At 67.6% G+C, this 24,856-nt stretch carries 21 protein-coding genes; 12 read left to right on the forward strand and 9 right to left on the reverse strand.

Annotation, left to right across the window (positions count from 1 at the left end):
• Window positions 1-110 precede the first annotated feature (110 nt).
• The gene (locus tag P3L18_RS13485; protein WP_276114327.1) at window positions 111-1,514 is read left to right on the forward strand and encodes a wax ester/triacylglycerol synthase family O-acyltransferase; all 1,404 of its coding nucleotides are present in this window, start codon (window positions 111-113) and stop codon (window positions 1,512-1,514) included.
• Window positions 1,515-1,554: 40 nt separating this feature from the next.
• Window positions 1,555-3,582, forward strand: coding sequence for an NAD(+) synthase (locus P3L18_RS13490; RefSeq protein WP_276114328.1), 2,028 nt, complete (start codon window positions 1,555-1,557; stop codon window positions 3,580-3,582).
• Window positions 3,583-3,715: 133 nt separating this feature from the next.
• Here P3L18_RS13490 and P3L18_RS13495 read toward each other — a convergent pair whose 3' ends face one another.
• From P3L18_RS13495 to P3L18_RS13505, 3 genes are all read right to left on the reverse strand, one after another.
• The gene (locus P3L18_RS13495) at window positions 3,716-4,336 is read right to left on the reverse strand and encodes an HNH endonuclease signature motif containing protein (protein ID WP_346348430.1); all 621 of its coding nucleotides are present in this window, start codon (window positions 4,334-4,336) and stop codon (window positions 3,716-3,718) included.
• Between the two features lie 457 nt (window positions 4,337-4,793).
• Entirely contained in the window at window positions 4,794-5,951 is a 1,158-nt protein-coding gene (locus tag P3L18_RS13500; RefSeq protein ID WP_276114329.1) for an acyl-CoA dehydrogenase family protein, read from the reverse strand.
• Window positions 5,952-5,965: 14 nt separating this feature from the next.
• Window positions 5,966-7,162: an acyl-CoA dehydrogenase family protein gene (locus P3L18_RS13505; RefSeq protein ID WP_014361325.1), complete on the reverse strand. Its 1,197-nt coding sequence runs from the start codon at window positions 7,160-7,162 to the stop codon at window positions 5,966-5,968.
• A gap of 307 nt (window positions 7,163-7,469) precedes the next feature.
• Between P3L18_RS13505 and P3L18_RS13510 the strand changes: the two genes are divergently transcribed.
• The 7 genes from P3L18_RS13510 to P3L18_RS13540 all read left to right on the forward strand — a co-directional run bounded on the left by P3L18_RS13510 (window position 7,470) and on the right by P3L18_RS13540 (window position 14,557).
• Window positions 7,470-8,810, forward strand: coding sequence for an MFS transporter (locus P3L18_RS13510; RefSeq protein ID WP_276114412.1), 1,341 nt, complete (start codon window positions 7,470-7,472; stop codon window positions 8,808-8,810).
• Window positions 8,811-8,921: 111 nt separating this feature from the next.
• Window positions 8,922-10,058 carry a thiolase family protein gene (locus tag P3L18_RS13515; RefSeq protein WP_271354040.1) on the forward strand — a complete coding sequence of 379 codons (1,137 nt, stop codon included), beginning with the start codon at window positions 8,922-8,924 and terminating at the stop codon, window positions 10,056-10,058.
• Window positions 10,059-10,077: 19 nt separating this feature from the next.
• Entirely contained in the window at window positions 10,078-10,842 is a 765-nt protein-coding gene (locus tag P3L18_RS13520; RefSeq protein ID WP_276114330.1) for an SDR family NAD(P)-dependent oxidoreductase, read from the forward strand.
• Window positions 10,839-12,545, forward strand: a complete 1,707-nt coding sequence (locus tag P3L18_RS13525; RefSeq protein ID WP_276114331.1) for an AMP-binding protein — start codon at window positions 10,839-10,841, stop codon at window positions 12,543-12,545. Before P3L18_RS13520 ends, P3L18_RS13525 begins: the two co-directional genes overlap by 4 nt.
• On the forward strand, window positions 12,538-13,767 hold the full coding sequence (locus P3L18_RS13530) for an acetyl-CoA C-acetyltransferase (RefSeq protein WP_267626799.1): 1,230 nt from the start codon (window positions 12,538-12,540) through the stop codon (window positions 13,765-13,767). The genes P3L18_RS13525 and P3L18_RS13530 overlap by 8 nt, the downstream gene beginning before the upstream one ends.
• A 56-nt stretch (window positions 13,768-13,823) precedes the next feature.
• Window positions 13,824-14,042: a helix-turn-helix transcriptional regulator gene (locus tag P3L18_RS13535; protein WP_006368168.1), complete on the forward strand. Its 219-nt coding sequence runs from the start codon at window positions 13,824-13,826 to the stop codon at window positions 14,040-14,042.
• 17 nt (window positions 14,043-14,059) lie between these two features.
• A complete protein-coding gene (locus tag P3L18_RS13540; RefSeq protein ID WP_276114332.1) occupies window positions 14,060-14,557 on the forward strand; it encodes a hypothetical protein in 498 nt (165 codons plus the stop codon).
• Between the two features lie 21 nt (window positions 14,558-14,578).
• Here P3L18_RS13540 and P3L18_RS13545 read toward each other — a convergent pair whose 3' ends face one another.
• Genes P3L18_RS13545 through P3L18_RS13565 form a run of 5 tightly spaced genes read right to left on the reverse strand, consistent with a single transcriptional unit; the run spans window position 14,579 to window position 19,793 of the window.
• Window positions 14,579-15,469: a LysR family transcriptional regulator gene (locus tag P3L18_RS13545; protein WP_276114413.1), complete on the reverse strand. Its 891-nt coding sequence runs from the start codon at window positions 15,467-15,469 to the stop codon at window positions 14,579-14,581.
• Window positions 15,470-15,474: 5 nt separating this feature from the next.
• Complete coding sequence (locus P3L18_RS13550; RefSeq protein WP_276114333.1) at window positions 15,475-16,419, reverse strand: LysR family transcriptional regulator; 945 nt, start codon at window positions 16,417-16,419, stop codon at window positions 15,475-15,477.
• A 22-nt stretch (window positions 16,420-16,441) separates the two neighbouring features.
• A complete protein-coding gene (locus tag P3L18_RS13555) occupies window positions 16,442-17,860 on the reverse strand; it encodes a family 1 glycosylhydrolase (protein WP_276114335.1) in 1,419 nt (472 codons plus the stop codon).
• Window positions 17,861-17,868: 8 nt separating this feature from the next.
• Window positions 17,869-18,630 (reverse strand): crotonase/enoyl-CoA hydratase family protein, encoded by a 762-nt coding sequence (locus P3L18_RS13560; protein WP_006368173.1) that lies wholly within the window; start codon window positions 18,628-18,630, stop codon window positions 17,869-17,871.
• Entirely contained in the window at window positions 18,627-19,793 is a 1,167-nt protein-coding gene (locus P3L18_RS13565; protein ID WP_006368174.1) for an MBL fold metallo-hydrolase, read from the reverse strand. Before P3L18_RS13565 ends, P3L18_RS13560 begins: the two co-directional genes overlap by 4 nt.
• A 122-nt stretch (window positions 19,794-19,915) precedes the next feature.
• Between P3L18_RS13565 and P3L18_RS13570 the strand changes: the two genes are divergently transcribed.
• Window positions 19,916-21,127, forward strand: coding sequence for a CaiB/BaiF CoA-transferase family protein (locus P3L18_RS13570; RefSeq protein WP_079930750.1), 1,212 nt, complete (start codon window positions 19,916-19,918; stop codon window positions 21,125-21,127).
• Between the two features lie 9 nt (window positions 21,128-21,136).
• Here P3L18_RS13570 and P3L18_RS13575 read toward each other — a convergent pair whose 3' ends face one another.
• Window positions 21,137-22,084: an alpha/beta hydrolase gene (locus P3L18_RS13575; protein WP_006368176.1), complete on the reverse strand. Its 948-nt coding sequence runs from the start codon at window positions 22,082-22,084 to the stop codon at window positions 21,137-21,139.
• Window positions 22,085-22,149: 65 nt separating this feature from the next.
• Between P3L18_RS13575 and P3L18_RS13580 the strand changes: the two genes are divergently transcribed.
• The gene (locus P3L18_RS13580; protein WP_276114414.1) at window positions 22,150-23,718 is read left to right on the forward strand and encodes an MFS transporter; all 1,569 of its coding nucleotides are present in this window, start codon (window positions 22,150-22,152) and stop codon (window positions 23,716-23,718) included.
• 73 nt (window positions 23,719-23,791) lie between these two features.
• Window positions 23,792-24,700 (forward strand): alpha/beta fold hydrolase, encoded by a 909-nt coding sequence (locus P3L18_RS13585; protein WP_276114336.1) that lies wholly within the window; start codon window positions 23,792-23,794, stop codon window positions 24,698-24,700.
• Window positions 24,701-24,856 lie beyond the last annotated feature (156 nt).

The following is a 24,856-nucleotide window of genomic DNA, read 5'->3' on the forward strand; positions in this document are numbered from 1 at the left end:
ATGTGTGGGGATGACCGCCGACGGGGAGCAGAATGGTTTCGGGGGCCGAAAGAGGGCCGCGTCGCCGAAGCACTCACGGGTGCTCCGGCCGAGACAAGTGGAGGTCCGCAGTGCAGCGGTTGAGTGGTTTGGACGCGTCGTTCCTGTATCTGGAGACGCGCTCGCAGTTGATGCATGTCGTGGGGATCATGGAACTCGATGCGAGCACCATTCCCGGTGGTTACAGCTTCACCCGAATGCGTACCCAGCTCAACGCGCGGGTTGCCGCGATGCCCATGTTGCGACGCAAACTGGAGAACTCCGCGCTCAACATCGACCACCCGGTGTGGGTCGAGGACGACCACTTCGACATCGATCGGCACGTGCACCGCGTCGCGTTGCCCTCGCCCGCGGGCAAGAAGGAACTCAACGAGCTCTGCGGCCACCTCGCCGGGCAAGCCCTTGATCGGGGTAAACCGCTGTGGGAGCTGTGGATCATCGAGGGCAGCGCCGACGGCAAGATCTGCGCGTTCCTGCGGATGCACCACGCCAGCGTCGACGGGGTCACCACCGCCGAGGTGCTCGGCCAGCTCTGCAGCCTGACCCCCGACGAGCCCGACGTCGACCCGGAGAAGGTCGCCGAGACCGCCGGTGGAGCCAACCGCACCGGCATGGTGATCTCCGGCGCCCTCAACTACTTCGTGCAGCGACCGATCGCGATGGCCAAACTGCTCCCGCAAACCGCAGGCGTACCGATCGAGTGGTTTCGCCGGTCGCGGTCGCGCACCGGGATGCCCGCCCCCTTCGCCGCGCCCCGCACCGTGTTCAACGGGCCGATCTCACCGCACCGCAGCATCGCGACCACCCAACTCTCCCTCGACGACGTCAAGCGGGTGAAGAACCGCTTCGGGGTGAAGGTCAACGACGTGGTGCTCGCGATGGTCGGCGGTGCGCTGCGCGAATATCTCTCCCAGCACGGGGATCTACCGGGCTCGCCGTTGGTGGCGATGGTCCCGGTGTCGGTCCACGATGCCGACGAGCGCGATCTGGTGGTCAACGGCACCAACAAGGTCACCGGCATGTTCACCGAATTGCCGTCGGACGTCGCCGATCCGGTCGAAAGGCTCGAACGTGCCGGCGAACTCGCCCGCCGCGCCAAGGAACACCACGCCGACATCGACGCGAACATCCTGCGTGCGTGGGCGCAATTCGCCCCCGGCACCACGCTGTCGACACTGATGAAGTTCTACGGCGACCGCAAGCTCGCCCTGAATCACCCACCGGTCTTCAACGTGACCGTCTCCAACGTCGCCGGCCCCGACTTCCCGATGTACTTCTGCGGGGCGAAGGTCGCCGCCATCTATCCGCTCGGCCCGATCTTCCACGGCCTGGCTCTCAACATCACCGTCTTCTCCGTCGACGGGCACCTCAACGTCGGCATCTTGACCTGCCCCGACGAGGTGCCCGACGTCGAGGTGATCGCCGAGGCCTTCGATCACCAACTCAAGGCGTTGATCGAGGCGTGTGACGACTGAGGGTCGACGCCGCGAACGGCCTCGCAGTTAGGCTGAGACCGTGTCTGTTCACGACCATGGTTTCGCGCGGGTCACCGGGGCAATCCCGGTTGTCCGCATCGCCGATCCGAAGGCCAATGCCGAGGCGATCGTCGAGTCGATGCGGCAGGGCGCCGCAGAGGGCTCGCTGCTCGTCGTCTTCCCCGAGATGGGTTTGTGTGGTTACAGCATCGACGATCTCGTCCAGCAGGATGCGATTCTCGACGGTTGTCGCGACGCACTGAAGTCGATCGTCGACGCCAGTGCAGGGTTGACCCCGCTCGTGGTGGTGGGGTTACCGCTGGTGGTCGGCGACGGCCTGTACAACTGTGCCGCGGTGATCCGTGACGGCGCAGTACTGGGCGTGATCCCCAAGTCGTATCTGGCCAACTATCGGGAGTTCTACGACAAGCGCTACTACAGTGCCGCCCGCGATGCGCCGCAGGATACGTTGCGGCTCTTCGGCTCCGACGTCCCGTTCGGTGCGGATCTCCTCTTCGACGCCGAGGATGTCCCGGGATTCTGCCTGCACGTGGAGATCTGCGAGGACGGCTGGGTGCCCATCCCGCCGAGCGTGTGGGCCTCGCTGGCCGGCGCGACCATCCTGGCGAATCTGTCGGGTAGCCCGGTCACCGTCGGGAAAGAGTCGTACCGGAAGTTGTTGAGTACCAGCCATTCCGCGCGCTGCATCGCCGCGCACCTGTACGTGGCGGCCGGGTTCGGTGAATCCACGACCGATCTCGCGTGGGACGGCGACGCGTTGATCACCGAGAACGGGACCCTGCTCACACGCAGTAAGCAATTCGAGATGGGTGCCCAATCCATCACCGCCGACATCGATCTCGACCGTCTGCGCCAGGAGCGCATGCGTATGACCAGTGTGCGCGATCAGGTCGGCGACCATGCCGAGGACCTGAAAAGGTTGCGGCGCATCGGTTTCATCTTCGGCGTGCAGCCCGGAACCGATGACGTCGATGTGCTGCGACGTGCCATTGCGCGGTTCCCGTTCGTGCCCAGCGGCACCAGCGACCTCGATGAACGTTGTCGGGAAGTCGGCAACATCCAGGTGCAGGGACTCGCGGCGCGCTTGCGTGCGACGGGACTCGAGAAGATCGTCATCGGTGTTTCCGGTGGACTCGATTCGACCCTTGCGTTGTTGGTCGCGGTGGACACCTTCGACCGACTCGAGTTGCCGCGCACCAATATTCTGGCCTACACCATGCCAGGCTTCGCCACCGGAGGCGCAACACTGCGGCGGGCGCATATCCTAATGGACTCGCTGGGCGTGAGTGGGACGGAACTCGACATCCGCCCGTCGTGCGAGCAGATGCTCGCCGACCTCGACCACCCGTACTCGCGTGGCGAGAAGGTCTTCGATGTGACGTTCGAGAACGTGCAGGCCGGGGAACGGACCTCACACCTGTTCCGCCTGGCCAACCACCATGGCGCCATCGTCCTCGGTACGGGAGATCTTTCCGAGCTCGCCCTCGGATGGTGCACCTACGGCGTCGGTGATCAGATGTCGCACTACAACGTCAACGGGTCGGTTCCCAAAACGCTTGTCCGCCATCTCATCCGGTGGATGATCAGCTCCGGTGAGTTCTCCGATGAGACCAGTGAGGTTCTCGCCGAGATCCTTGCCGACGTGATCTCACCCGAATTGGTACCGCCAGGCGAGGACGGTGCGATTCAATCCACCGAAGACACCGTCGGGCCGTACGAATTGCACGACTTCTTTCTCTACTATCTCACCCGGTTCGGCTACCGTCCCAGCAAAGTCGCGTACCTCGCTCGTCAAGCTTGGGGTGATCTCGACCGAACGCCGTGGGATACCGAGCCGATCGACGACCGCAACGTCTACGACGCGGCGACGATCGACAAGTGGCTCAAGGTTTTCTGCCAGCGGTTCATGGCCAACCAGTTCAAGCGCACAGCCATGCCCAACGGACCCAAGATCGGTTCCGGCGGTTCGCTGTCGCCACGCGGTGACTGGCGTTCACCGTCGGACGCCTCCGCACGTGCGTGGTTACAGGAGCTCCGCGGGGAGTGAGACGCGGGCAGTGAGATGCGGCCGGGCCCCACGGTGATCATCTCGACCAACGTGGGCGGTTCGCTATTGAGTTCTCAAACAACAGATGCGGTCCCGGCGATGCCGGGTGCAGGGAATCAAGTAGTAGGGCAGATCAGGCTGCGGCGTCGTCGAGTCGCATGGTGCGTCGGTGATAGGACGGCACGGGTCGTCGTTTCGGATCGATGCTGGCGGGTGGGATCAGCCAGGGGTGGCGGTCGAAGCCGAGGACGATGTTCCAGCCGTGGTGGTCGACGTCGTCATGGCAGCTGCTGCACAGCAGGCAGCCGTTGTGGATGTCGGTGGGACCACCATCGGCCCAGTGGTGCACATGGTGTGCTTGGCAGCGTCCGGCGTGGGCTCCGCATTTGATGCACCCGCGGTCCCGCACCAGCAACGCTTTCCGTTGTCCGGGGGTGAAGAAGCGTTTTTCTTCGCCGACACTGTGCGGTACACCGTTGGGGTCGAGCATGATCTTGGTGATTGTGGTGTCGCACGACAATAGTTTCGCGGTGGCTTCGGTGATGGCTCCCATGTTCTGCAGATCCTCACCGAGGGCCGGGTTGTCCGCCGACCAGGTCCACAACAACCCGTTGGTCGGTTTCGCCGAGAAGGTGGTGTCGGCCAATCCTTGTGCCGCCAACTCCACGATCGTCTCGAACGTGGCAGCACAGATCTGTTCGGGTGTCCGCGGATCGGCTGACGATGTCGGCGAAGACTGCTTCGGCGTCAACACCTTTCACGTCAAGAGTTGCGGCGGTGGCCGTCACGGGCCCCTCCCCGGTGGCTGATCGGTGTGATGCCTTCATGGTACTCGAACATATGGATTATGGCAAGATTGTTCGACAGTTCTGAGGAGGGAAAGGTGCTTGTGGACAACGAGTTTCGGGGGTGGGCTGGCGGCAGTTTTCTGTCGGTGGGGCGTGGTAGGGGGTGCGGCTTTGCTGTGGTGGGTGGATGTGGTTGGGAGGCTTGATGTCTCGCCGGGTCTCGAGGCTCGCCGCACGCGGCTCGCACCTCGACCATCGGGGGGAGGGCCAGGCGGCTGGGCGCCGTTTATCTCGACCATCGGGGGGAAGGCCAGGCGGCTGGGCGCCGTTTATCTCGACCATCGGGGGACGGCCCGGCGCCTGGGGCGCCGTGCATCTCGACCATCGGGGGAAGGGGGGCGGGGTGCGCGTCGCAGGCGGTCGCTACAGCCCCAGATCCTTGGCGATGATCGTCTTCATCACCTCGTTGGTCCCGCCGTAGATCCGCGATACGCGGGTGTCGGCGTAGAGGCGGGCGATGGGGAACTCGGTGATGTAGCCGTAGCCGCCGTGCAGCTGCAGGCATTTGTCGATGACCCGGCCCGCGGTGTCGGTGGCGAACAGTTTGGCGCGGGCGGCGTCGGGAACCGACAGCTCACCCGAGTTGTGCAGCGTCAGAGCGTGATCGACGAACTGCTGGATCGCCTCGACTTCCGCGGAGCATTCGGCGAGCACGAACTTCGTGTTCTGGAAAGAGGCGACGGGACGCCCGAAGACGTCACGCTCGCGGGTGTAGGCGAGTGCATGTTGCAGGGCAGCGGCGGCGGTGGCCGCCGAGCCGATCGCGATGGTGAGCCGCTCCTGCGCCAGATTGTGTGTGAGGTACCGGAATCCGGCGCCCTCCTCGCCCAGGCGATCGGCCACCGGCACGCGGACGGAACTGAACGACAGTTCGGCGGTGTCGGAGGCCTTGAGTCCGATCTTCTCCAGCTTGCGGCCCACGGCGAAGCCCTCGGAGGAGGTGTCGACCACCAGGATCGACAGGCCGCCGCGGCGGTTGTCGGGGTCGAAGGCCGACGTGCGGCAGACCACCAGGATGCGGTCGGCCAGGGCGCCGCCGGTGATGAATGTCTTGGCACCGTCGAGGATGTAGTGGTCGCCGTCCTTGCTGAGTCTGGCGGTGGTGGAGATGTTGGCCAGATCCGACCCGGTGCCGGGCTCGGTCATCGCAATCGCGAACATCAGCTCGCCGGAACAGAATCCGGGTAGCCACCGCTGCTTCTGCTCGTCGGTCGCGTATTCCATCAGGTAGGGCAGGATGAGGTTGGCATGCACCGAATAGCTGCCGAAGGTCACTCCGGCCAGCGCGCATTCCTCGGCGATGACCATCGAGTAGGTGAAGTCGTGCTCGCCGCCGCCGCCGTATTCCTCGGGCGCCTCGATGCCGAGCACCCCGAGCTCACCGAGCTTGTTGTAGAACTCGCGCGGCGGATGGCCTTGCTTCTCCCAGTCGTGGTGGACGGGTACGACCTCCTTGGCGATGAAGTCGCGAATGGTCTTGCGGAAGGCTTGGTGGTCGTCGTTGAACACGTTGCGCTGCATGGGTTCTGGCCTCTCTAATTGGTGCGGTACTCGCGGAGCAGTCCCTTGGAGATGATCTGTTTCTGGATTTCGCTGGTGCCTTCGCCGATCAGCAGGAAGGGAGCTTCCCGCATCAGTCGTTCGATCTCGAATTCCTTGGAATAGCCGTAGCCGCCGTGGATACGAAAACTGGCCTGGGTGACCTCTGCGCAGTACTCGCTGCACAGGTACTTCGCCATGCCGGCCGCGACGTCGTTGCGTTCGCCGGAGTCCTTGAGCCGGGCGGCGTTCACCATCATCAGGTGCGCCGCTTCGGTTTTGGTGGCCATCTCGGCCAGCGAGAAGGCGATGGCCTGATGCTCGGCGATCGGCTTGCCGAAGGTGCGTCGCTGTTGGGCGTAGGTGACGGCGAGTTCGAAGGCGCGCTGGGCGATGCCGCAGGCGCGCGCCGACACATTGACCCGGCCGACCTCGACGCCGTCCATCATCTGCGCGAATCCGCGGCCCGGTGTGCCGCCGAGGATGTGCTCGGCATCGGTGCGATAGCCGTCGAAGATCAACTCGGTGGTGTCGATCCCCTTGTAGCCCATCTTGTCGATCTTGCCGGGAATCGTCAGTCCGGCAACCACTTCGCCGAAGCCGGCCGGCTTCTCGATGAGGAAGGTGGTCAGATTGTGGTGCGGCTTCTCGGCACCCTCGTCGGTGCGCACGAGCGCCGCGACCAGCGTCGACGATGCGCCGTTGGTGAGCCACATCTTGGCTCCGTTGATCGTGTATGTGCCATCGTCGGAGCGTTTGGCCGACGTCGTGATGGCCGCGACGTCGGAGCCGAGGTCCGGTTCGCTCATCGAGAACGCGCCACGCACCTCGCCGGTCGCCATCCGCGGCAACAGCCGCTGCTTCTGCTCCTCGGTTCCGTGCTGTCGCAGCATGTAGGCGACAATGAAGTGGGTGTTGATCACCCCGGACACACTCATCCAGCCGCGTGCGAGTTCCTCGACGCACAGCGCATAGGTCAGCAACGATTCGCCCAGCCCGCCGTACTCCTCCGGGATCATCAGCCCGAACAGTCCCATCTCCCGCATGCCGGCGACGATCTCCTCGGGGTAGGCGTCGGCATGCTCGAGTTCTTGCGCGTTGGGGATGATCTGGGTGTCGACGAAGCGCCGCACGTTGGCGACGATGTCGGTCTGGATATCGGTGAGACCGAGGGTCTGGGCAAGGCGGGCCATGGTCTTCAGCATGCCCGTGACGGGACCGCCCGGTAACGCGGTCTTCGGCTAAGGCTCCGATAGGACGAGACAATGCCACGCCTGCAGGCAAGGACTGCGGGCCGCTGACCAGCACGTATAGGCAACACCTTCGACACCGATCGCCAAACCGGGCATTGTCGGCATTTCCGGCGAACGGTTTGCTGGGATTTGGATGTGATCTGGCGCACCCCCGGCGCCACCCCCAACCCCCCGACCCGAACAGGATCCCGCCATGGCCCACCTGGCCCCCGAACCGGCCGCCGATTCGTCCGTGACGCCGGCACCGATGCCCTCGACTGCCGCCCGCCCTCGCGACTCCCGCCGCACCGCGTGGGGACTGACCGGGCTGCTCGTCGCCCTCTACGTGATCAACTATGCCGACAAGGCCGTCCTGGGTATCATCGCCCAACCGCTGGCCGAGGAGCTCGGATTACGTTCGGCGCAAATCGGTTTGGTCGGCAGTCTCTTCTTCCTGACCTTCACCGTCGGTGGCTTCTTCGCCGGCGCGCTCAACCGGTGGATGACGCTGCGCTGGGCGCTGGTGGTGTTGGCTCTGTGCTGGGCCGTCGCGATGCTGCCACTGGTCGCCGTGGCCGCCTTCGCCGTGCTGGTGGTGAGCCGGTTGTTCCTCGGGCTGGCCGAGGGGCCCAGTTCGGCGTTGCTGCACACCGCGGCCTACTCGTGGCATCCGCCCGCCAAGCGTGGGCTGCCGTCGGCGCTGCTCGCCGGCGCCGCGTCGATCGCGAAGATCGCCATCGCACCCGCGCTCGCGGTGGTCACCGTCAGCCTCGGCTGGCGAGCGGCACTGGTCTGCCTCGCCGCGGCGGGCCTGCTCTGGTGCGTCATCTGGTTGGCCGTGTGGCGCGAGGGGCCGTACACCACCAACGGTGCTGCGCGGGAGTCCAGCGCAGAAGAAGCGAGCGCCGAGGTACCGAGTGCCGACGAACCGAGTGCCGACGAACCGTCCGTGCCGTGGCGACGCATCCTGACCTCGCGGAGTTTCGTCTTCGGCGCCCTGCTGGTGATGAGCGTGTATGCGCTGGTCACGGTCGTGCTGACCTGGTTGCCGTCGTACTTCGAGGTCGGGCTCGGCTATAGCCGCGTGCAGGCCGGGTCGATGTTCGCGCTGCCGTCGATCGTCGGGCTGGTGCTGATGCTGGTGTCCTCGATCGTCGGTGACCGGATGATCTCCGCGGATTCGTCGGCACGCAGTGTGCGCGTCGTGGTGCCCTCGGTCGGCGTGCTGATCTGTGGCGCCATGCTCGTCGCCCTGCCGTCGATCGGCACGCCGATCATCGCGGTCCTGGTGGTCTCCGTCGGCTACGGATTCGCTGCGACCGTGTTCCCGCTGCTCAACGCCGCGATCTCGGAGATCTGCCCGCCGCGCCAGATGGCGGGCACCCTGGGCGCATTCCTGGCCGTCATGGCCGTCGGTGGTTTGATCGCGCCTTATGCGACCGGCCTCATCGTCGACGCCGCGTCGTCGCCGGCCGCCGGATACGCCACCGCATTTCAGATCCTCGGTGTGGTCTCGGCCGTGGCCGCCGTCCTCGCGTTGGTCTTCGTCGACCCCGGTCGCGACAAGGCCGCGATCCGCGGTGATGCCGGTGTGCAGAGCGCGACATAGGTCGCGGCTATGACCCCATGAGCGTGAATCACCTTGTGATCGAGCGCCCGTCATGGTCGATTCGTTCATAGGGGTCGATTCGTTGGTAGTGGTTTCGAGAAAGGAACTCTGATGAGTGATGCGGTGATCGTCGATGCGGTCCGTACCCCGATCGGACGCCGGGGCGGGGCGTTGTCGGGTATCCATCCGGCCGACTTGTCCGCCCACGTCCTCGAGGCACTCGTGGAGCGCACCGGCGTCGATCCCGCCGACGTCGACGACGTCATGTGGGGGTGCGTCAGCCAGCACGCCGAACAGGCGGGCAACATCGCGCGCACCGCGATCCTGGCCGCCGGATGGCCGGAAAGTGTTCCGGGGACCACGATCACACGGGCCTGCGGATCGAGCCAGCAGTCGCTGGCGATGGCCGCCGCCGCGGTCATCAGCGGTCAGCTCGACATCGTCGTCGCCGGTGGGGTCGAGTCGATGAGCCGCGTGCCGATGGGCAGCGCGGCCCCGAACGGAGAGCATCAGCCCTCGACCGTGCTCGACCGCTACGGCGTCGACCGGTTCAGTCAGGGGATCGGCGCCGAGATGGTGGCCCGGCGTTGGGATCTGAGTCGCACCCGACTCGACGAGTACTCGTTGCGCTCCCATGAACTCGCAGCTGCAGCCAGCGATGCCGGGGCGTTCGACGGTCAACTCGCCCCGGTGCCCGGCGTCCTGGAGGGTGACGAGGGCATCCGGCGCGGCGGATCGCTGGAGTCACTGGCCAAACTCAAGACCGTGTTCGACGAGAACGGGGTCATCCACGCCGGCAACGCCTCTCAGATCTCCGACGGAGCGGGCGCGCTGCTGGTGTGCTCGTCGGAGACCGCCGCCGCACACGGCTGGACCCCGCTGGTACGCATCCACACCACCGTGGTGGCCGGCGACGATCCGGTCGTGATGCTCACCGGGCCCATCCCGGCCACCGCCAAAGCCCTTGCCCGGTCCGGGCTCTCGATCGACGAGATCGGGGCGTTCGAGGTGAACGAGGCGTTTGCGCCGGTCCCGCTGGCGTGGCAGATCGAGACGGGTGCGGCGGAGAAGGCGCTCAATCCGCTCGGCGGCGCCATCGCGGTCGGGCACCCGCTCGGCGGCTCCGGCGCCATCCTCGCCACCCGGCTGGCGCATCACATGCGCGACAACACCATCCGTTACGGACTACAGACGATGTGCGAGGCGGGCGGTATGGCCAACGCCACCATCTTCGAACTCATCGGCTGACCACCTCAGGAGCAGATGCATGGAACTCAAAGACCTCTCCACCGCCATCACCGGCGGAGCCTCCGGCCTCGGCCTGGCCACCGCCCGGCGCATCGTCGATGCCGGCGGGCAGGTGACCCTCATCGACCTGCCGACCTCCGACGGTGCCGAGGTGGCCCAACAGCTCGGTGCCGCAGCGAGATTCGCGCCCGCCGACATCACCGATCGCGAGCAGTTCGCCGCCGCGCTCGACGTGGCCGACGAACGCGGCGGTCTACGCACTCTCGTGCACTGCGCCGGTGCGGGTCGCCGGATGCGCATCCTCGACGCGCAGGGCCGCGCCGGATCGGCCGATGACTTCGAGTTCGTCATCCGGCTCAACCTCATCGGCTCCTTCCACGCCCTGTCGCTGGGTGCCGAGCGGATGGCCCGGCTGCCCGAGATCGACGGCGAGCGGGGCGTGATCGTGATGACCGCGTCGGTCGCCGCGTTCGAGGGGCAGATCGGCCAGATCAACTACAGCGCTTCCAAGGCGGGCATCGTCGGGATGACGCTGGTGGCCGCACGAGATCTGGCGAGCAAGCACATCCGCGTCAACACCATCGCCCCCGGCACCATGGACACCCCGTTGCTGGCGCGGTTGCGTGACGACGTCCGCGAGTCGCTGGCCGCGAGCATCCCGAATCCGTCGCGGCTCGGCAAGCCGGACGAGTTCGGCCGGTTGGCGGTGTCGATCGTGGAGAATCCGTACCTCAACGGGGAGACCATCCGCCTCGACGGCGCGATCCGGATGGCCCCGCGATGACCGAATTACGCTATCCGGCAATTACTCTCGCCACGCTGCCAGCAGGTATGGCCCGGCTGTATGCGAACCGCGCGGCCGTCATCGACGGTGAGCGGGTGCTCACCTTCGACGATCTCGACGTGCGCACGGCCGCGGTGGCCGCCGGGCTCGCCGCGATCGGGGTGGTGCAACGCGACGTCGTTGCGCTGCATCTGACCAACAGTGCCAACTTCGTGCTGGCCTACTACGGGGCGTTGCGCGCCGGCGCGACGGTGACATTGATCAACCCGGCGCAGCCGGTCGCCGGGTTGCGCGCCCAACTCGTGGAGACCGATGCCGTCGCGGTCGTCACCGAGGAGCCGCAGTCGCAGACACTGGCGTCGGCGATCGAGGGACTCGATCTGCGGGCCGCGATCCTCGTCGGCGACGACGCCGGAACCGACACCGCCACGGCCCCCGCGGGTCTGATCACCCTGGCCGAACTGACCGCCGATGCAGGCCCGGCACCACGGGTCGGGATCACCGGTGCGGATGTGGCCCACCTCGCCTTCACCGGTGGCACCACCGGCGTCTCCAAGGGCGTGCAGGTGTCGCACCGCAACGTCATCGCCAACGTCACCCAGATGATCGCCTGGCGCGCCGGACATGCGGTGACCGAGAACGACGACGGGTCGTTTCGCCTCACCCCGCGCGACGGCGCCGGACGCGGCGTCGTACCCGGGCAGGCCGCCACCATCGTGGTGTCCCCGCTCTATCACGCGCACGCCCTGATCAACATGTCCTTCCTCCTGATGTGCGGCGCCACCCATGTGCTGGCCGGCCGATTCGATCCGGCCCGGATGCTCGATCTCATCGAAGGTCACCGCGCCACCTACATCACCGGCAGCCCGACGATGTGGCATGCGCTGGCCGCACATCCCGATGTGGCCACACGCGATCTCTCGTCGGTGCGGGTCGTGTCGTCGGGGGCCGCGCCGATCGATCACGTCACGCTCGAGCGGCTCGCCGCGGCCTTCCCGTCGGGTGCGGTCGTGGAGGGCTACGGGCTGACCGAGGCGACCTGCCTGGTCTCGTCGGCGCCGCTGGCCGCCACCGGCAATGGCACCGGCAATGGCACCGGCAATGGCACCGGTGAATACCGTTTCGGCAGTGTCGGATTGCCGACCTTCGACACCGAGGTGTCGATCCGTTCGCTCGACGATCGCACCACCGAACTCGCCGCGGGCGAACGCGGTGGGCTGTGGGTCCGCGGACCTCAGGTGACTGCCGGGTACCTGCACCACCCCGAGATCACCGCCGAACAGTACGTCGACGGATGGCTCGACACCGGCGACATCGCCTACGTCGACGACGACGGCCACCTCTACATCTGCGACCGTGCCAAGGACATGCTGATCTACAAGGGCTACAACGTGTATCCGCGCGAACTCGAGGAGATCCTGGTGACCCACCCCGACATCGCCGGTGCCGCGGTGGTGGCCCGGGAGGCCGGGCCGGTCGGGCAGGAGCCGGTGGCCTTCGTCGTCGCCCGGCCCGGCCACCGGGTCGACGCCGACGCGGTGCAGGGCTTCGTCGCCGAACAGGTGTTGCCCTACAAGAAGATCCGCGAGGTGATCATCGTCGACGAGCTGCCAACCTCCGCCGCCGGCAAGATCCAGAAAGTGGCGTTGCGCGCCCAACTCGCCGCCGCCGAGAACCCCGGAAAGGACCGACTCCATGCGTGATGTCGTCATCTGCGAGCCCGTGCGCACCCCGATCGGGCGCTACGGGGGCATGTTCGGATCGCTGACCGCCGTCGACCTCGGGGTGGCCGCCCTGCGCGGGCTCCTCGAGCGGACCGGTGTCCCCGACGACGCCGTCGACGACGTGATCCTCGGTCACTGCAACGGCAACAGTGAGGCACCGGCGATCGGCCGTGTCGTCGCGCTCGACGCCGGACTGCCGACCACCGTGCCCGGCATGCACATCGACCGACGCTGCGGGTCGGGGTTGCAGGCGGTCATCCAGGCCGCCTACCAGGTGGGGTGCGGTGACAACGATCTCGTCGTCGCAGGCGGTACGGAGTCGATGAGTAACGCGTCGTTCTACTCGGTGGACATGCGTTGGGGTGGTGCGCGCACCGGAATCGCCATGCACGACAGCCTGGTTCGGGCCCGGTCCACCGCCGGTGGCAAGAACTGGCCGGTACCCGGCGGCATGATCGAAACCGCCGAGAACCTCCGCAAGGAGTACGGTATCTCCCGCGAGGAGCAGGACGATCTCGCCGTCGAATCACACATGCGCGCGGTTCGTGCACAGAAGGACGGCATCCTCGGCGAGGAGATCATCCCGGTCACCGTGCGAGATCGTAAGTCCGAGAAGCTGATCGACACCGACGAGCATCCGCGCGCCGACGTCTCGCGCGAGTCGCTCGCCGGACTGCGACCCATCATGGGCGCCACCGACCCCGACGCCACGGTGACCGCCGGCAACGCCAGCGGGCAGAACGACGCGGCCTCGATGTGCCTGGTGACCACCGCCGAGGTCGCCGCACAGCACGGTCTGACGCCGTTGGTGCGCCTGGTGTCCTGGGGTCTGGCCGGTGTGCCGCCGGCGACCATGGGCATCGGCCCGGTGCCGGCCACCGCCAAGGCGCTCGACAAGGCGGGATTGACGCTCGCCGACATTGACGTCATCGAACTCAACGAGGCCTTCGCCGCGCAGGCGCTCGCCGTCACCCGGGAGTGGGGATTCGGCCGATTCGCCACCGACAGTCCCGATTTCGCACGCACCAACGTCCACGGATCGGGAATCTCGCTGGGACATCCGGTCGGTGCGACCGGCGGGCGGATGCTGGCATCGCTGGCGCGGGAACTGCACCGGCGCGAGGCACGCTATGGCCTGGAGACGATGTGCATCGGCGGCGGGCAGGGGCTGGCCGCAGTGTTCGAACGGGTCACCGGGTAGCCGTTCTCGTGACAAGCCGCCTTGACATCTGATGTCAAGGCGGCTTTACTCGTGGCATGCCCGACCTGGCTGCTGTCTCATCGCCGATCCGGGCCGCGCGGACCCGGGCGGCCCTACGGCAGGCCGATCTGGCGAAGGCGGTCGGGGTGAGCAGGCAGACGATCGTGTCGCTCGAGCGCGGCGACTACGCACCGTCGGTCTATCTGGCCATCCGGGTCGCGCGGGCGCTCGGTGCCGGCGTCGAAGAACTGTTCCCGTTGCCCCCGGAGAACTGAGACCCAGGAGAGTTGAGATGAGTTCCGGACGAACCACATTCCCCGATCTGTTGCTCGGCCCCGACGATGCGTCGTGGGGCGACGAACGTGAGCGCGCGGTACTGCTGGAGGGCTATGCCTACACCTACACCCTCTCGACGCTGCTGCTGTGGGCGCTCGGCGCCGTCGCTGCGTGGTTCGTACCCGCCTGGGTGTCCGTCCTGTGGTGGGTCGCGTTGATCGCGCCCGCGATGGAATGGCAACGATTCTGCACGGCACGCCGCGTGGATCCCCAGACGCTGGTCTACGCCCGCGGATCCCGGCGCCGCATCATCGTCGCCAGCCTGTACACCGGTGCCTGCTCGCTGTCGATGGCACTCGCGGTGATCCTCGGGCTCGGACCCGACGGTGAGGCGACGACGATCGTGGGGGCCGTCGTCGGCGGTATCGTCGGTGGCGGTGCGGCGTTCCTGCTGGCCCGGCGACATGCGATCAAGTCCGAGAAGGCTCAAGCCGCAGGCGATCTCGACGACTGAGCAGTGCGCACTTCGTGCACCTCACTCCGGGACCGCTCGCTGCGCGGCCATCGACCGCGCGACGTCGGCGAACGCCTGGCCGGCGACCGAGAGGCCGCCCGGATCGAAGATCATCGCGAAAGTCCGTGCGAACCGCGGTGACACCGGCCGCACCACCGCGCGATCGGCCACCGATTCGGCGATGCGACGTTCGAGCAGGGTGGCCCCGATCCCGGCCAGCACCATGGGAAGTCGCTGCTCCCGGTGGTCGGAGAGCACCGCGATCGGCAGTCGCACACCGGATTCGCGGATCGCGCTCTCGATCTCCTCGGCGACCGACCCGCCCCGCGGAACGAAGATCATCGGAATGCGGGGGAGATCGGCGATCGGGATCGGTCCGTCGGGTACCTCGGTCCCGGGTGGGCAAACCAGCCAGAATTCCTGTTCACCGAGCACGATCATGTCGAGATCGTCACCGACCGTGGGCAAATGGGTGATGACGAACTCGCAGCGCCCCTCCTCGATCATCGCCGACGCCTGTGTCTCGACTCGCAGGTCGCCGAGGCGTACGGTGACCCCCGGATGGCGGGCCCGGAAGCCGGCGACCAGGTCGATCACCGCGCCGCCGTCGATGAAGGGCGACGCGAGCACCTCGACGCGGCCGGTCGGTTCGTCACCGGCCGCGGAGAGGGCGTCGTCGACGGCAGCCACATCACGCATGATCTGCCGGGTCGATCCGACGAGCGCTCGTCCCGCCGAACTCGGCACCATGCCGCGTCCGATCCGGTGGAACAACTGCACCCCGACTTCTCGTTCCAACGCCCGAAGCGCCTGGGACACAGTCGGTTGGGTGACCCCCAATGACGCCGAGGCGCCGCCGATGCCGCCGTGTTCGACGACGGCGAGGAAGTACTCGAGCTGGCGCAATTCCATCGAACTCACCGCGCTCCGTCGTGGGGAATGGTGGCATCCTCGGGCACGACGTCGGCCGGTGGCGCGGGCGTCCCGCTGATCCGGCGCGCCACCGCGACGAAGGCGACCGCGGCCGGCGAGGGCTGTCCCGACCGCATCACCAGTCCGTAATTGCGCAGCAGTGGGGGCGCCATGCCGACGATTTCGGCGCCGCTGAACTGCTCGGCGGCGACCGGACGCGGGACCACGCTCACGCCGACGCCGCGGTCGACGAGATCCCAGATGGCCGACGAATGGGCACAGTCGACGACCACATTGCGGGCGTCGTCGGCGATGACGTCGGCAAGCAGGGTCGCGGTCGCCTGATCGGACAGGTTGACCAGCAGCGGTAGATCGCGCACCGCCGCGCGGGGCACCGTGCCCGTCTCGGTGACCACACCGTCGCCGAGGAGTCCCGGTGGCGCGGCCAGCACGAGTTCCTGTGCGCCGAGGGGGATCGATACGAGAGACGCGTGGTCGGCATCGGAATCGATCACCCCGATCTCGGCGTCACCGCGCCGCAACGCGGCGAGCACCCCGGAGGGGCCGTCGGCGGCGTGGACGCGCACGACCACGGCGTCGTGTCGCTCCCGGAAGGCCCGCACCATCGTGACCAGCGGGTCGATGGCGAAGGCGGCATCGGTGACGATGTCGACGCGTCCGGAGCGCAGTTCACGGACGGCGGCCACCTTCAGTTTTGCGCGCTCGACGTCGGCGAGGATGCGGCGCGCGGCGACCTCGACGCGCCGGCCTGCGTCGGTGAGTTCGAGTCGTCGACCACCGCGGTCGAACAGGGTGACCCCGAGACGGCGTTCGAGCGTGCGGATGGCCTGAGAGAGCGAGGGCTGGGAGATGTAGAGGGCATGCGCCGCCTTGGTGATCCCGCCGTGGTCGATGACCGCGACGAAGTAGGTGGCGAGATGCAGGTCCACTGCCACAGCCTAGCCGCGGCGTTCAGAGCTGGGCCCGCGGCCCGTCGACGCGGGAGGGCATGGTCCACGATTGGGGGATGCGGGCGAACGAGCCGACCGCCGGGGCCATCACCGGTCGGTAGTTGGCCGCGGGCCCCGCACCCGCGGTCAGCTCACGGTAGGCGTCCACTCCGCTCGTCGGATGACGCGTGAGGCCCGGATCGCGCAGTACGTCGACCCGGTACAGACCGAATCTCGGTGTGTAGCTGCCCCATTCGTAATTGTCGGTGATCGACCAGTGGTTGTAGCCGACGATCGGCAGTCCGTCGCCGCGCGCACGTTGGAGCCAGAAGAGACTGTCGCGCAGGAAATCCGCCCGGGTGTACCCGTCGGCGCGGGGTGTTCCGTCGGACAGCGGCATGCCGTTCTCGACGATGTAGAGCGGTGTGCCGGGGAAGGCCTGCGCGTAGTGATGGCACGCCTGGTAGATGTCGTCGGGCTGCGGGCGGACCGCCGCGAAATCGCCACCCGCCGCAGCGATCGTGGTGAGATTGTTCAGCGCTGCACCGTAGTAGTAATCGATGCCGACGAAGTCGAGGGTGTCGAGGACCCGATTCATGAACAACGCATCGGTGACCGGCGTGACGGCGGGCAGGAAGGCCTCGTTGACCGCAACGCGCGCTTGCGGATTCGCATCATGTGCGGCCGCGTGGGCGATCCGGTGGGCCTGTGCGACGCGGTCGAGGAACCGCGGCATGTCGGCGTCGGTGAGGGCGCCGATCTCCTTCTCGTGGCCGTAGAAGACCAAGGGCTCGTTGATGCTGATCCACATCGAACACTGCTCGGCGTAGCGAGCGGTGATCATGCGCGCATACCGCTCGAAGTCGCCGAGTGTTCGGGGGCCGAGGAAGCCGCCCTGATCGGCCACCCACCCCGGATACACGTAGTGCACCAGCGTGATCATCGGGCTCATGCCCAGCGACCGTATCCCGGCGACGAGGTCGTCGTAGTAGGCCAGTGCCGCCGCGCTGAACCGGCCGCGTTGCGGTTCGACGCGCGCCCACTCGATGCCGAAGCGAAAGGTGTTGAGCCCCATGCCCGCGGCGAGGTGCAGATCGGACCGGTAGCGGTGCCGGAAGTCGACGGAGTTGCGTACCGGGTCGACCCGTCCGGTCCGCGCCGCACGGTCGGTGTAGCGCCGCCAATTGGAGTCCGGGCTGAAGCCCTCGGTCTGGAAACCCGAGGTGGCCGCCCCGAAATGGAAGCCGTCGGTCCAGCCGGGCACGCGTGGGGCGTGCACGAATGGTGCGGTACCCGGCGCGGCGGAGGCCGACGCAGCACGCAGGCCCGACGCACCCAGCCCGACTCCCGCTGCGACCGCGGTGGTGGCGCCGAGCAGACCGCGTCGGGAGATCGCCGACGGTTGCGCGGCGTGGGCCTCGGGGTGGGGAGGTCGGCTCATACCGAGGGTCAGCGGCCGGTCCAGAGGGGCGCCCGCTTCTCGGCGAACGCGCGAGCACCTTCTTGGGCGTCGTCGGAGGCGAAGATCGGGTCGAGCACCTCGCGTTGGGCGGTGATGAGATCGGGGTCGGTGTAGCGGATCGCCATGCCCACAACCTGTTTGGTGGCGCGGACCGCGAGCGGCCCGTTCGCGGCGATCCGGGCGCCGAGTTCCCGCGCACCGTCGAGTGCGCCGCCGGTCGGGGTGAGGACGTTGACGAGACCGAACTCGTGGGCACGCTGGGCGGTGATGGGGTCGCCGGTCAGCGCGATCTCCATCGCGAGTTGGTAGGGGAGGATCTTGGGCAGCCGCAGCAGTCCGCCGGCTGCGGCGGCGAGGCCCCGCTTCACCTCGGGCAGACCGAATTTCGCGTCCTCTGCGGCGACGATCAGATCGGCCGACAGGGCCAGTTCGCAGCCGCCGGCGAGCGCCCAGCCCTCGACCGCGGCGATCAGCGGCTTGCTCGGCGGCTTCTCGGTGACCCCACCGAATCCGCGACCGGGCACACTCGGTACCTCACCGCGGGTGAACGCCTTGAGATCCATTCCGGCGCAGAAAGTTCCGCCGGCACCGGTGAGGATGCCGACGGTGATGTCGTCCCGGGTCTCGAACTCGTCGATCGCCGCCGCGATGAGGGTCGCGACCTCGGCGTTGACCGCGTTACGGGCCTCCGGGCGGTCGATGGTGATGACGGCGACGCCGTCGGCGAATTCGGTGGTGACCGGGCTCATCTGCCGGTGTCCTCTCGATCGGTGGGGGTGGTGACATACCAGTGCACGGGTTCGGTGCCCGACCGGGCGATGATCCCGCGTTCTTCCAGAACCAGAAGGTGGGCGTTGGTCTCGCGCAGGGCCATTCGGCTCAGCGGCAGGGACAGCTGCTCGAACGGCCGGGACCAGGTGACCGATCGGGTGATGTCCCACGCGGTCGACCCGGGCACATCGGCGATGGCCTCGGTGATCTCGGTGAGTCGTTCCTCGTGGTGGGAGAGCAGATGCGTGACGCGGCCGGCGAGACCGCGGAACCGGTACTCGTGCGACGGCAGCGCCTCGAGGTCGCCGAGGTGCTCGGTGTTGGCCAGCGAGGTCAGGTAATCGGCGAGCGGACTGGCGTTCTGGAAGGAATTGGTGGACACGTTCGGACTGATCCGGGGCAGCAGATGATCACCGGTGAAGATGATCCCGGCGTCGTCGTCGGCGAAGCACAGGTGTCCCGCCGTGTGTCCCGGCGTCCAGATTGCGCGCAGATTCCATCCCGGGATGTCCAGGGGCGCATCGCCGACGAGTTCGACGTCCATCGTGCGGCCCTGTGGTAGCCGCACGATCTCACGGATTCCGGCGTCGATGACGTCGGTCGGGGCACCGAGCTCACGCAGATCGACCTGTGCGTCGGCGAGCTCCTGCGCGAGTTGCGCCTCGTCGCGGTGATACAGGAACCGGGCGTCGTTGCGGTGCATGCCCAATCGCGGGTCGGCGTGCTCGAGGACCCGGGGGACGAGACCGAAATGGTCGGGGTGCAGGTGGGTGATGAACACGTCGGTGATGTCGGACAGGTCATGGCCCGTGGCATGGATGCCGGCGACCAGCGTGTCCCACGATTCGTCGGTGTTCCAGCCGGTGTCGATCAGGGCGAGACCGCCGGCGGAGGTGACCAGTGCGTACACCAGGATGTAGCGCAACGGATTGCCGGGCATCGGTACCGGGATCGAGAACACGCCGGGCCGAACCTCTTCGACCGGCGGCAACACCTTCTCGGCCCACGCCTGCCGCTGCCGGTGTCCGGTGACCACGACGCCGGTGCTCGTGACGACCTCGTCGGTGGTGACGGCCCCCGGTCCGACCGCACCCGAGGCGGCCGTATCCGTGGTCGGTGGGCCCGCCGATCGAGTGCTCATCAGTCCATACGATCACGCGGGACGCGGCCGGGCAAACACCTCTCGGCTCACGCATCGTGAGGTAAACCCTATGTGTCCCAGATTCGCTCGCGGCATTGACACGGTGACCGCGGCGGGCAAGGGTGGCCGACGTGGCCTTTGCGCAGACCCCCGACGACTCCGTCGACCCCGTGCCCGACACACCAGACGACTCGCTTCCCCTGGCCGGCCTGACCGTGGTGGCCCTCGAGCAGGCCGTCGCCGCGCCGCTGGCCACGCGGCATCTCGCCGACCTCGGGGCGCGGGTGATCAAGATCGAGCGGGTCGGTGAGGGCGACTTCGCCCGACACTACGACGCCGAGGTCGAGGGACTCGCCTCGCATTTCGTGTGGCTCAACCGGGGCAAGGAGTCCTTCGCGGTCGACCTCAAGCAGGAGCGCGGCGCAGCGCAGGTGCGCGCGCTCATCGACCGCGCCGATGTGTTCCTGCAGAACCTCGCCCCCGGGGCCGCCGCCCGGCTGGGATTCGACGCGCAGCGCCTGCGTGCCGAGCACCGCGAGCTGATCGTGGTGAACATGAGCGGCTACGGCCCCGCCGGGCCGATGCGTGACCGCAAGGCCTACGACATGCTCGTGCAGGCCGAAGCCGGCCTGATCTCGGTCACCGGCACCGCCGAGCACCCCGCCAAGACCGGGGTCCCCACCTCCGACATCGCCGCGGGCATGTACGCACTCACCTCGATCCTGTCGGCCCTGGTGCGTCGCGGTATCACCGGTGCGGGCGCCACGATCGAGGTGTCGATGTTCGATGCGACCGTCGAATGGATGGGCCATCCGATGTACATCGCGATGCACGCGGGGCGGCAGATTCCGCGATGCGGCGTCGGACACGCGGCCATCGTCCCCTACGACGCGTATCCGACGCGTGACGGCGAGATCCTCATCGGCGTCCAGAACGACCGCGGGTGGCGTGCACTCGCCCAGGTGCTGGGCCGACCGGAACTCGGCGACGACCCGCGCTACGCCACCAACATCGAAAGAGTCGCTCGCCGTGCCGAAGTCGACGACCTCGTCGCGGCCCGGACCGCGACCTTCGACACCGCCGAACTCGACGAACGCCTTGCGGCGGCCGGGATTCCGGCTGCGCAGATCCGCGACGTCGCCGGCGTGGTGGACCATCCGCAGCTCTCGGCACGTGAGCGGTGGCGCATGGTCGACACCGAGATCGGCCCGATCCGGGCGTTGTTGCCGCCCTTCACCTTCGACGACGTCGAGATGCGGATGGGCCCGGTGCCCGCGCTCGGCGAGCACACCGAGGCGATCCTCGCGGAGTTGGGCGAGTCGACCACCGGGTGAGCCGGCGGATCAGGGCTCGATCAGTGGTCCGGCGGGCATCATCGGGGTGCGTTCGGCGTCGTCCCACACCGAGAGCAGCTCGGCGAGGATCTGCGTCGACATCCCCAGTGCGCTGAGGTGGCTTTCGCCGGGCAACTCGAAGAGCTTGGCGTCGGGTAGCAGCGAGACCATGTGTATGCCATGGGAATACGGGATGATGTGGTCGTGGTCGCCATGCCACCAGCGCACCGGCGTGGTGACGTCGCCGACGCGGAATCCCCAATCCTGGGCGAAGGCGACGACGTCGGCGAACGGTGCCTCCATGCGACGGCTGCCGCCGTGCAGCAGGTCGTCGAGGAACATCGCCCGGAACTCGGGGCGGGCGAGCAACTCTCGGTCGGCGCGAGGCGAGAACCGGCCGTAGAGGCGGATCGCCGGATTCGCGATGGGCGCAGCCACCCCGAGCGCCGAACTGAGGATCTTGCCCAGGGGTGCACCGGCGACCCGGACGGCCGGGGCCAGCAGCGAACCCAGGGCCATCGCGCCGCCGCCGATGGCGTCGGGGCCCACGGTGGGTGCGACTCCGCCGACGATCCCGGCCACCATGACGCGATCGGGCAGCGCGTGTGCGGTCGCCAATGCGTACGGTCCGCCGCCGGACATGCCGATCACCGCGAACCGGTCGATGCCGAGAGCCTCCAGAACCGGCTCGAGGTCGCCGGGGAATTCCGCCACACATCGGTACCGGTGGGCGGTGGAACTGCCGACGCCGGGGCGGTCGAGCCCGATGAGCCGGATGTCGTGCTCGGCGGCGTAGGCGCGGGCCTCGGTCGGAATCTGGCGGCGTGCGCCGGGCGTGCCGTGCAACCAGATGACGGCGCGGCCGGTCGCCGACCCGAACTCGGCGAACCCGATCCGGCGTCGTCCCCCCTCCACCGCCACCGAGCCCTCGATCTTCGGTCGGTCGATCCCCATCATGTGACCAGGATCGCACTGTGAGTCGGTACGGTGGGCGTCGGGTCGGCGACAGAGCGGGGGTGGCGATGGCCTCGGGTATGGCGCCGTTGCGGAATCGGGTGTTCCGCAATCTGTTCATCGCCCAGATGGTGTCCAACATCGGGCTGTGGATGCAGACTGTCGGTGCTCAGTGGTTCCTCGTCGACCAGCACGCCGGGCCGACGGTGATCTCGCTCGTCCAGACCGCGAGTCTCCTCCCGACCCTGCTGTTGTCGCTGGTCGCCGGAGTGCTCGCCGACGTGCTGAACCGCAAGTGGCTGCTGGTGGTGATGAGTGCGTACGCGACCGTCGTTGCCGGGGTCATGGCCGTCCTGGCGGTATTCGACCTGCTCGACCCGGGCATGCTGCTGGTCCTGACGTTCTTGCTGGGTGCGGGCTCGGCGTTGTCGGCGCCGGCGTTCCAGGCGGTCAATCCGGAGATCGTGCCGCGTGAGCAGATCGCCGACGCCGCATCCCTGGGCAGCATGTCGATCAATGTCGCGCGGTCCGTCGGACCGGCTCTGGCCGGCGTGCTGTTCACCGTCGGCGGCGCCGGCGTGGTCTTCGCGATCAACGCGGTCTCCTACCTGGCCGTCGTCGTCGCGCTGCTGAGATGGCGGCGGCCGGCCGATACCTCGGTGATGGAGCCCGAACATCTGGGTACGTCGATGGTGGTGGGGTTGCGTTACGTCGCCGCGGCACCGATCGTGCGTCGGATTCTGGTGCGCTCGGCGTTGTTCGCGTTCCTGGCGTCGGCGCTGTGGGCGTTGCTCCCGCTGGTCGTCAGCGACTCCTTCCATCTCGGGTCCACCGGCTACGGTGTGGTCCTCGGTGTCCTCGGGTGTGGCGCCATCCTCGGCGTACTGGGACTGCCCTGGATGCGTGATCATCTGTCGCCCAACGTGATCCTTGCCTCGTCGGCAGTTGTCTTCGCGGCCGGTACCGCTGCGGCCGCGCTCGGGTCCACGGCGGTCGCGTTGATCGTGTTGGTCCCGACCGGGGTCGCGTGGATCGCCACGCTGTCGACGCTGAACGCCGAGATCCAATTGACCCTGCCTGCGTGGGTGCGTGCCCGGGGGATGGCCGCCTATCTCCTGGTGTTCATGGGGTCACAGGGAATCGGATCGCTGGTGTGGGGTGCGCTGGGCGGACTGCTGACGGTGCGATGGGCGTTGCTCATCGCGGCGCTCGCGCTGATCCTGGCGGCGCTGGCCGTGGGGGTGCTGCCGATTCACGCCGAGACCGGCACCCCCGATCGGACGTTGTCGACCGCCTGGCCGGAGCCCATGCTGGTTTTCGAGCCGGCCCCCGACGACGGTCCGGTGCGGGTGGTCGCCACCTACCGGGTCGACGCCGAACACCACGACGAGTTCGTCGACGCGATGGCGGGTGTGGCACTGTCCCGGCGCCGCACGGGTGCACGAAACTGGCATCTGTATCGCAACGGCGAGGATTCCGACAACTACGTCGAGCAGTTCGTCGTCGGCTCGTGGTCGGAGTATCAGCGCCAGCGCACCGAGCGCTGGACCGAATACGACCACCAGCGGGTGTCGGACGCGCTGGCCCTGACCGTCGACGGACGCTCCCACCAGGAGCACCTGTTCACCCTGCGCTGAGTGTGTGGCGGGTACCCGGTTGCGGCCGTCGACGCACAGCCGAATCGGAGGAATCTCGCGTAACGTCGTAGCGGTGAGTGCTGCAGTTCTGGATCGGATCTCCCGAGGTCTGTCGCTTCCCGGCCCGTCCTATCTGCCGGTGCGTGACCTGCCGAGCGGGACGATGGTGGAATTGCCCGGGCGCGGTAGCACTTTCGTCACCGACTCCGGCCCGGCCGACGCGCCGGCGATCATCCTGCAGCATTCGGTGATGACCACCGGACTGCTGTGCTGGTATCCGGTGATCCCCGAACTCAATCAGCGCTATCGGGTCATCACCCTCGATCATCGTTGGCATGGCCGCGGCATCCGGTCGGGCACCTTCGACCTGCTCGACTGCGCCGATGACGTCGTCGCACTCGCCGACGTCCTCGGGGTCGGTCGGTTCGTGACCGCGGGTTTCTCGATGGGCGGTGGCATCTCGCAACTCGTGTGGCGTCGCCATCACGAGCGGGTCGCGGGGTTGGTCCTGTGCTCGACCGGGCCGTATTTCAGCACCCGTGATCCGCACCTGCGGGAGCAGGCCAACAAGACCGGGCGACTGCTCAAACCCGTCTATCGCATCATCCCCCGGCCGTCGGACGCGACGTTGGACAAGCCCACCTCGCACACCGCCCTGTGGGGTATGCGTCAGTTCCTCTCGACTCCGTTGTCGCACACCGGTGACTTCGGGGAAGGGCTGGGGCGCTTCGACTCTCGGGACTGGCTTGCCGAGATCGACGTGCCGACGTCGGTGGTGGTCTCGGTCCGGGACAAGGTCGTCGAACCCGAACGTCAGCAGTTGCTCGTCGACGGTATCCCGGGAGCCCGACGTTTCGACGTCGACGGCGGCCACGCGTGCTGTGTGCTCGGCGCGGACAAGTTCGTGCCGGAGTTCCTCGACGCCGTCGACGCGGTGGTTCGTGCGGGGGACCCGGACTCCCCGCGCATCGTCGTGCCCTGACGTAGCGCCTTCTCGCACGCGGCGCGGTGGGGTTGAGAGGCTGTCATTGCACAGATGTGCTGTGGCGGTGCACGCGGCAACGGTGTGAACAGGGCCACGCCCCAATCGGATACGTGATCTCGCCGTCGCAGGTCTTCCGTTCTCCGCCGATCTGAG

Source organism: Gordonia sp. N1V, from assembly GCF_029269935.1.
GTDB classification, from domain to species: Bacteria; Actinomycetota; Actinomycetes; order Mycobacteriales; family Mycobacteriaceae; genus Gordonia; species Gordonia polyisoprenivorans.

Excerpts from the sequence above, each read along its gene's own strand:
- P3L18_RS13500 (WP_276114329.1), bottom strand. The coding sequence starts at position 5,951 with ATGCAGCGCAACGTGTTCAACGACGACCACCAAGCCTTCCGCAAGACC.
- P3L18_RS13560 (WP_006368173.1), bottom strand. The coding sequence starts at position 18,630 with ATGAGCCCGGTCACCACCGAATTCGCCGACGGCGTCGCCGTCATCACC.
- P3L18_RS13535 (WP_006368168.1), top strand. The coding sequence starts at position 13,824 with ATGCCCGACCTGGCTGCTGTCTCATCGCCGATCCGGGCCGCGCGGACC.
- P3L18_RS13575 (WP_006368176.1), bottom strand. The coding sequence starts at position 22,084 with ATGATGGGGATCGACCGACCGAAGATCGAGGGCTCGGTGGCGGTGGAG.
- P3L18_RS13525 (WP_276114331.1), top strand. The coding sequence starts at position 10,839 with ATGACCGAATTACGCTATCCGGCAATTACTCTCGCCACGCTGCCAGCA.
- P3L18_RS13505 (WP_014361325.1), bottom strand. The coding sequence starts at position 7,162 with ATGGCCCGCCTTGCCCAGACCCTCGGTCTCACCGATATCCAGACCGAC.
- P3L18_RS13580 (WP_276114414.1), top strand. The coding sequence starts at position 22,150 with ATGGCCTCGGGTATGGCGCCGTTGCGGAATCGGGTGTTCCGCAATCTG.
- P3L18_RS13515 (WP_271354040.1), top strand. The coding sequence starts at position 8,922 with ATGAGTGATGCGGTGATCGTCGATGCGGTCCGTACCCCGATCGGACGC.
- P3L18_RS13540 (WP_276114332.1), top strand. The coding sequence starts at position 14,060 with ATGAGTTCCGGACGAACCACATTCCCCGATCTGTTGCTCGGCCCCGAC.
- P3L18_RS13510 (WP_276114412.1), top strand. The coding sequence starts at position 7,470 with ATGCCCTCGACTGCCGCCCGCCCTCGCGACTCCCGCCGCACCGCGTGG.
- P3L18_RS13545 (WP_276114413.1), bottom strand. The coding sequence starts at position 15,469 with ATGGAATTGCGCCAGCTCGAGTACTTCCTCGCCGTCGTCGAACACGGC.
- P3L18_RS13555 (WP_276114335.1), bottom strand. The coding sequence starts at position 17,860 with ATGAGCCGACCTCCCCACCCCGAGGCCCACGCCGCGCAACCGTCGGCG.
- P3L18_RS13530 (WP_267626799.1), top strand. The coding sequence starts at position 12,538 with ATGCGTGATGTCGTCATCTGCGAGCCCGTGCGCACCCCGATCGGGCGC.
- P3L18_RS13520 (WP_276114330.1), top strand. The coding sequence starts at position 10,078 with ATGGAACTCAAAGACCTCTCCACCGCCATCACCGGCGGAGCCTCCGGC.
- P3L18_RS13565 (WP_006368174.1), bottom strand. The coding sequence starts at position 19,793 with ATGAGCACTCGATCGGCGGGCCCACCGACCACGGATACGGCCGCCTCG.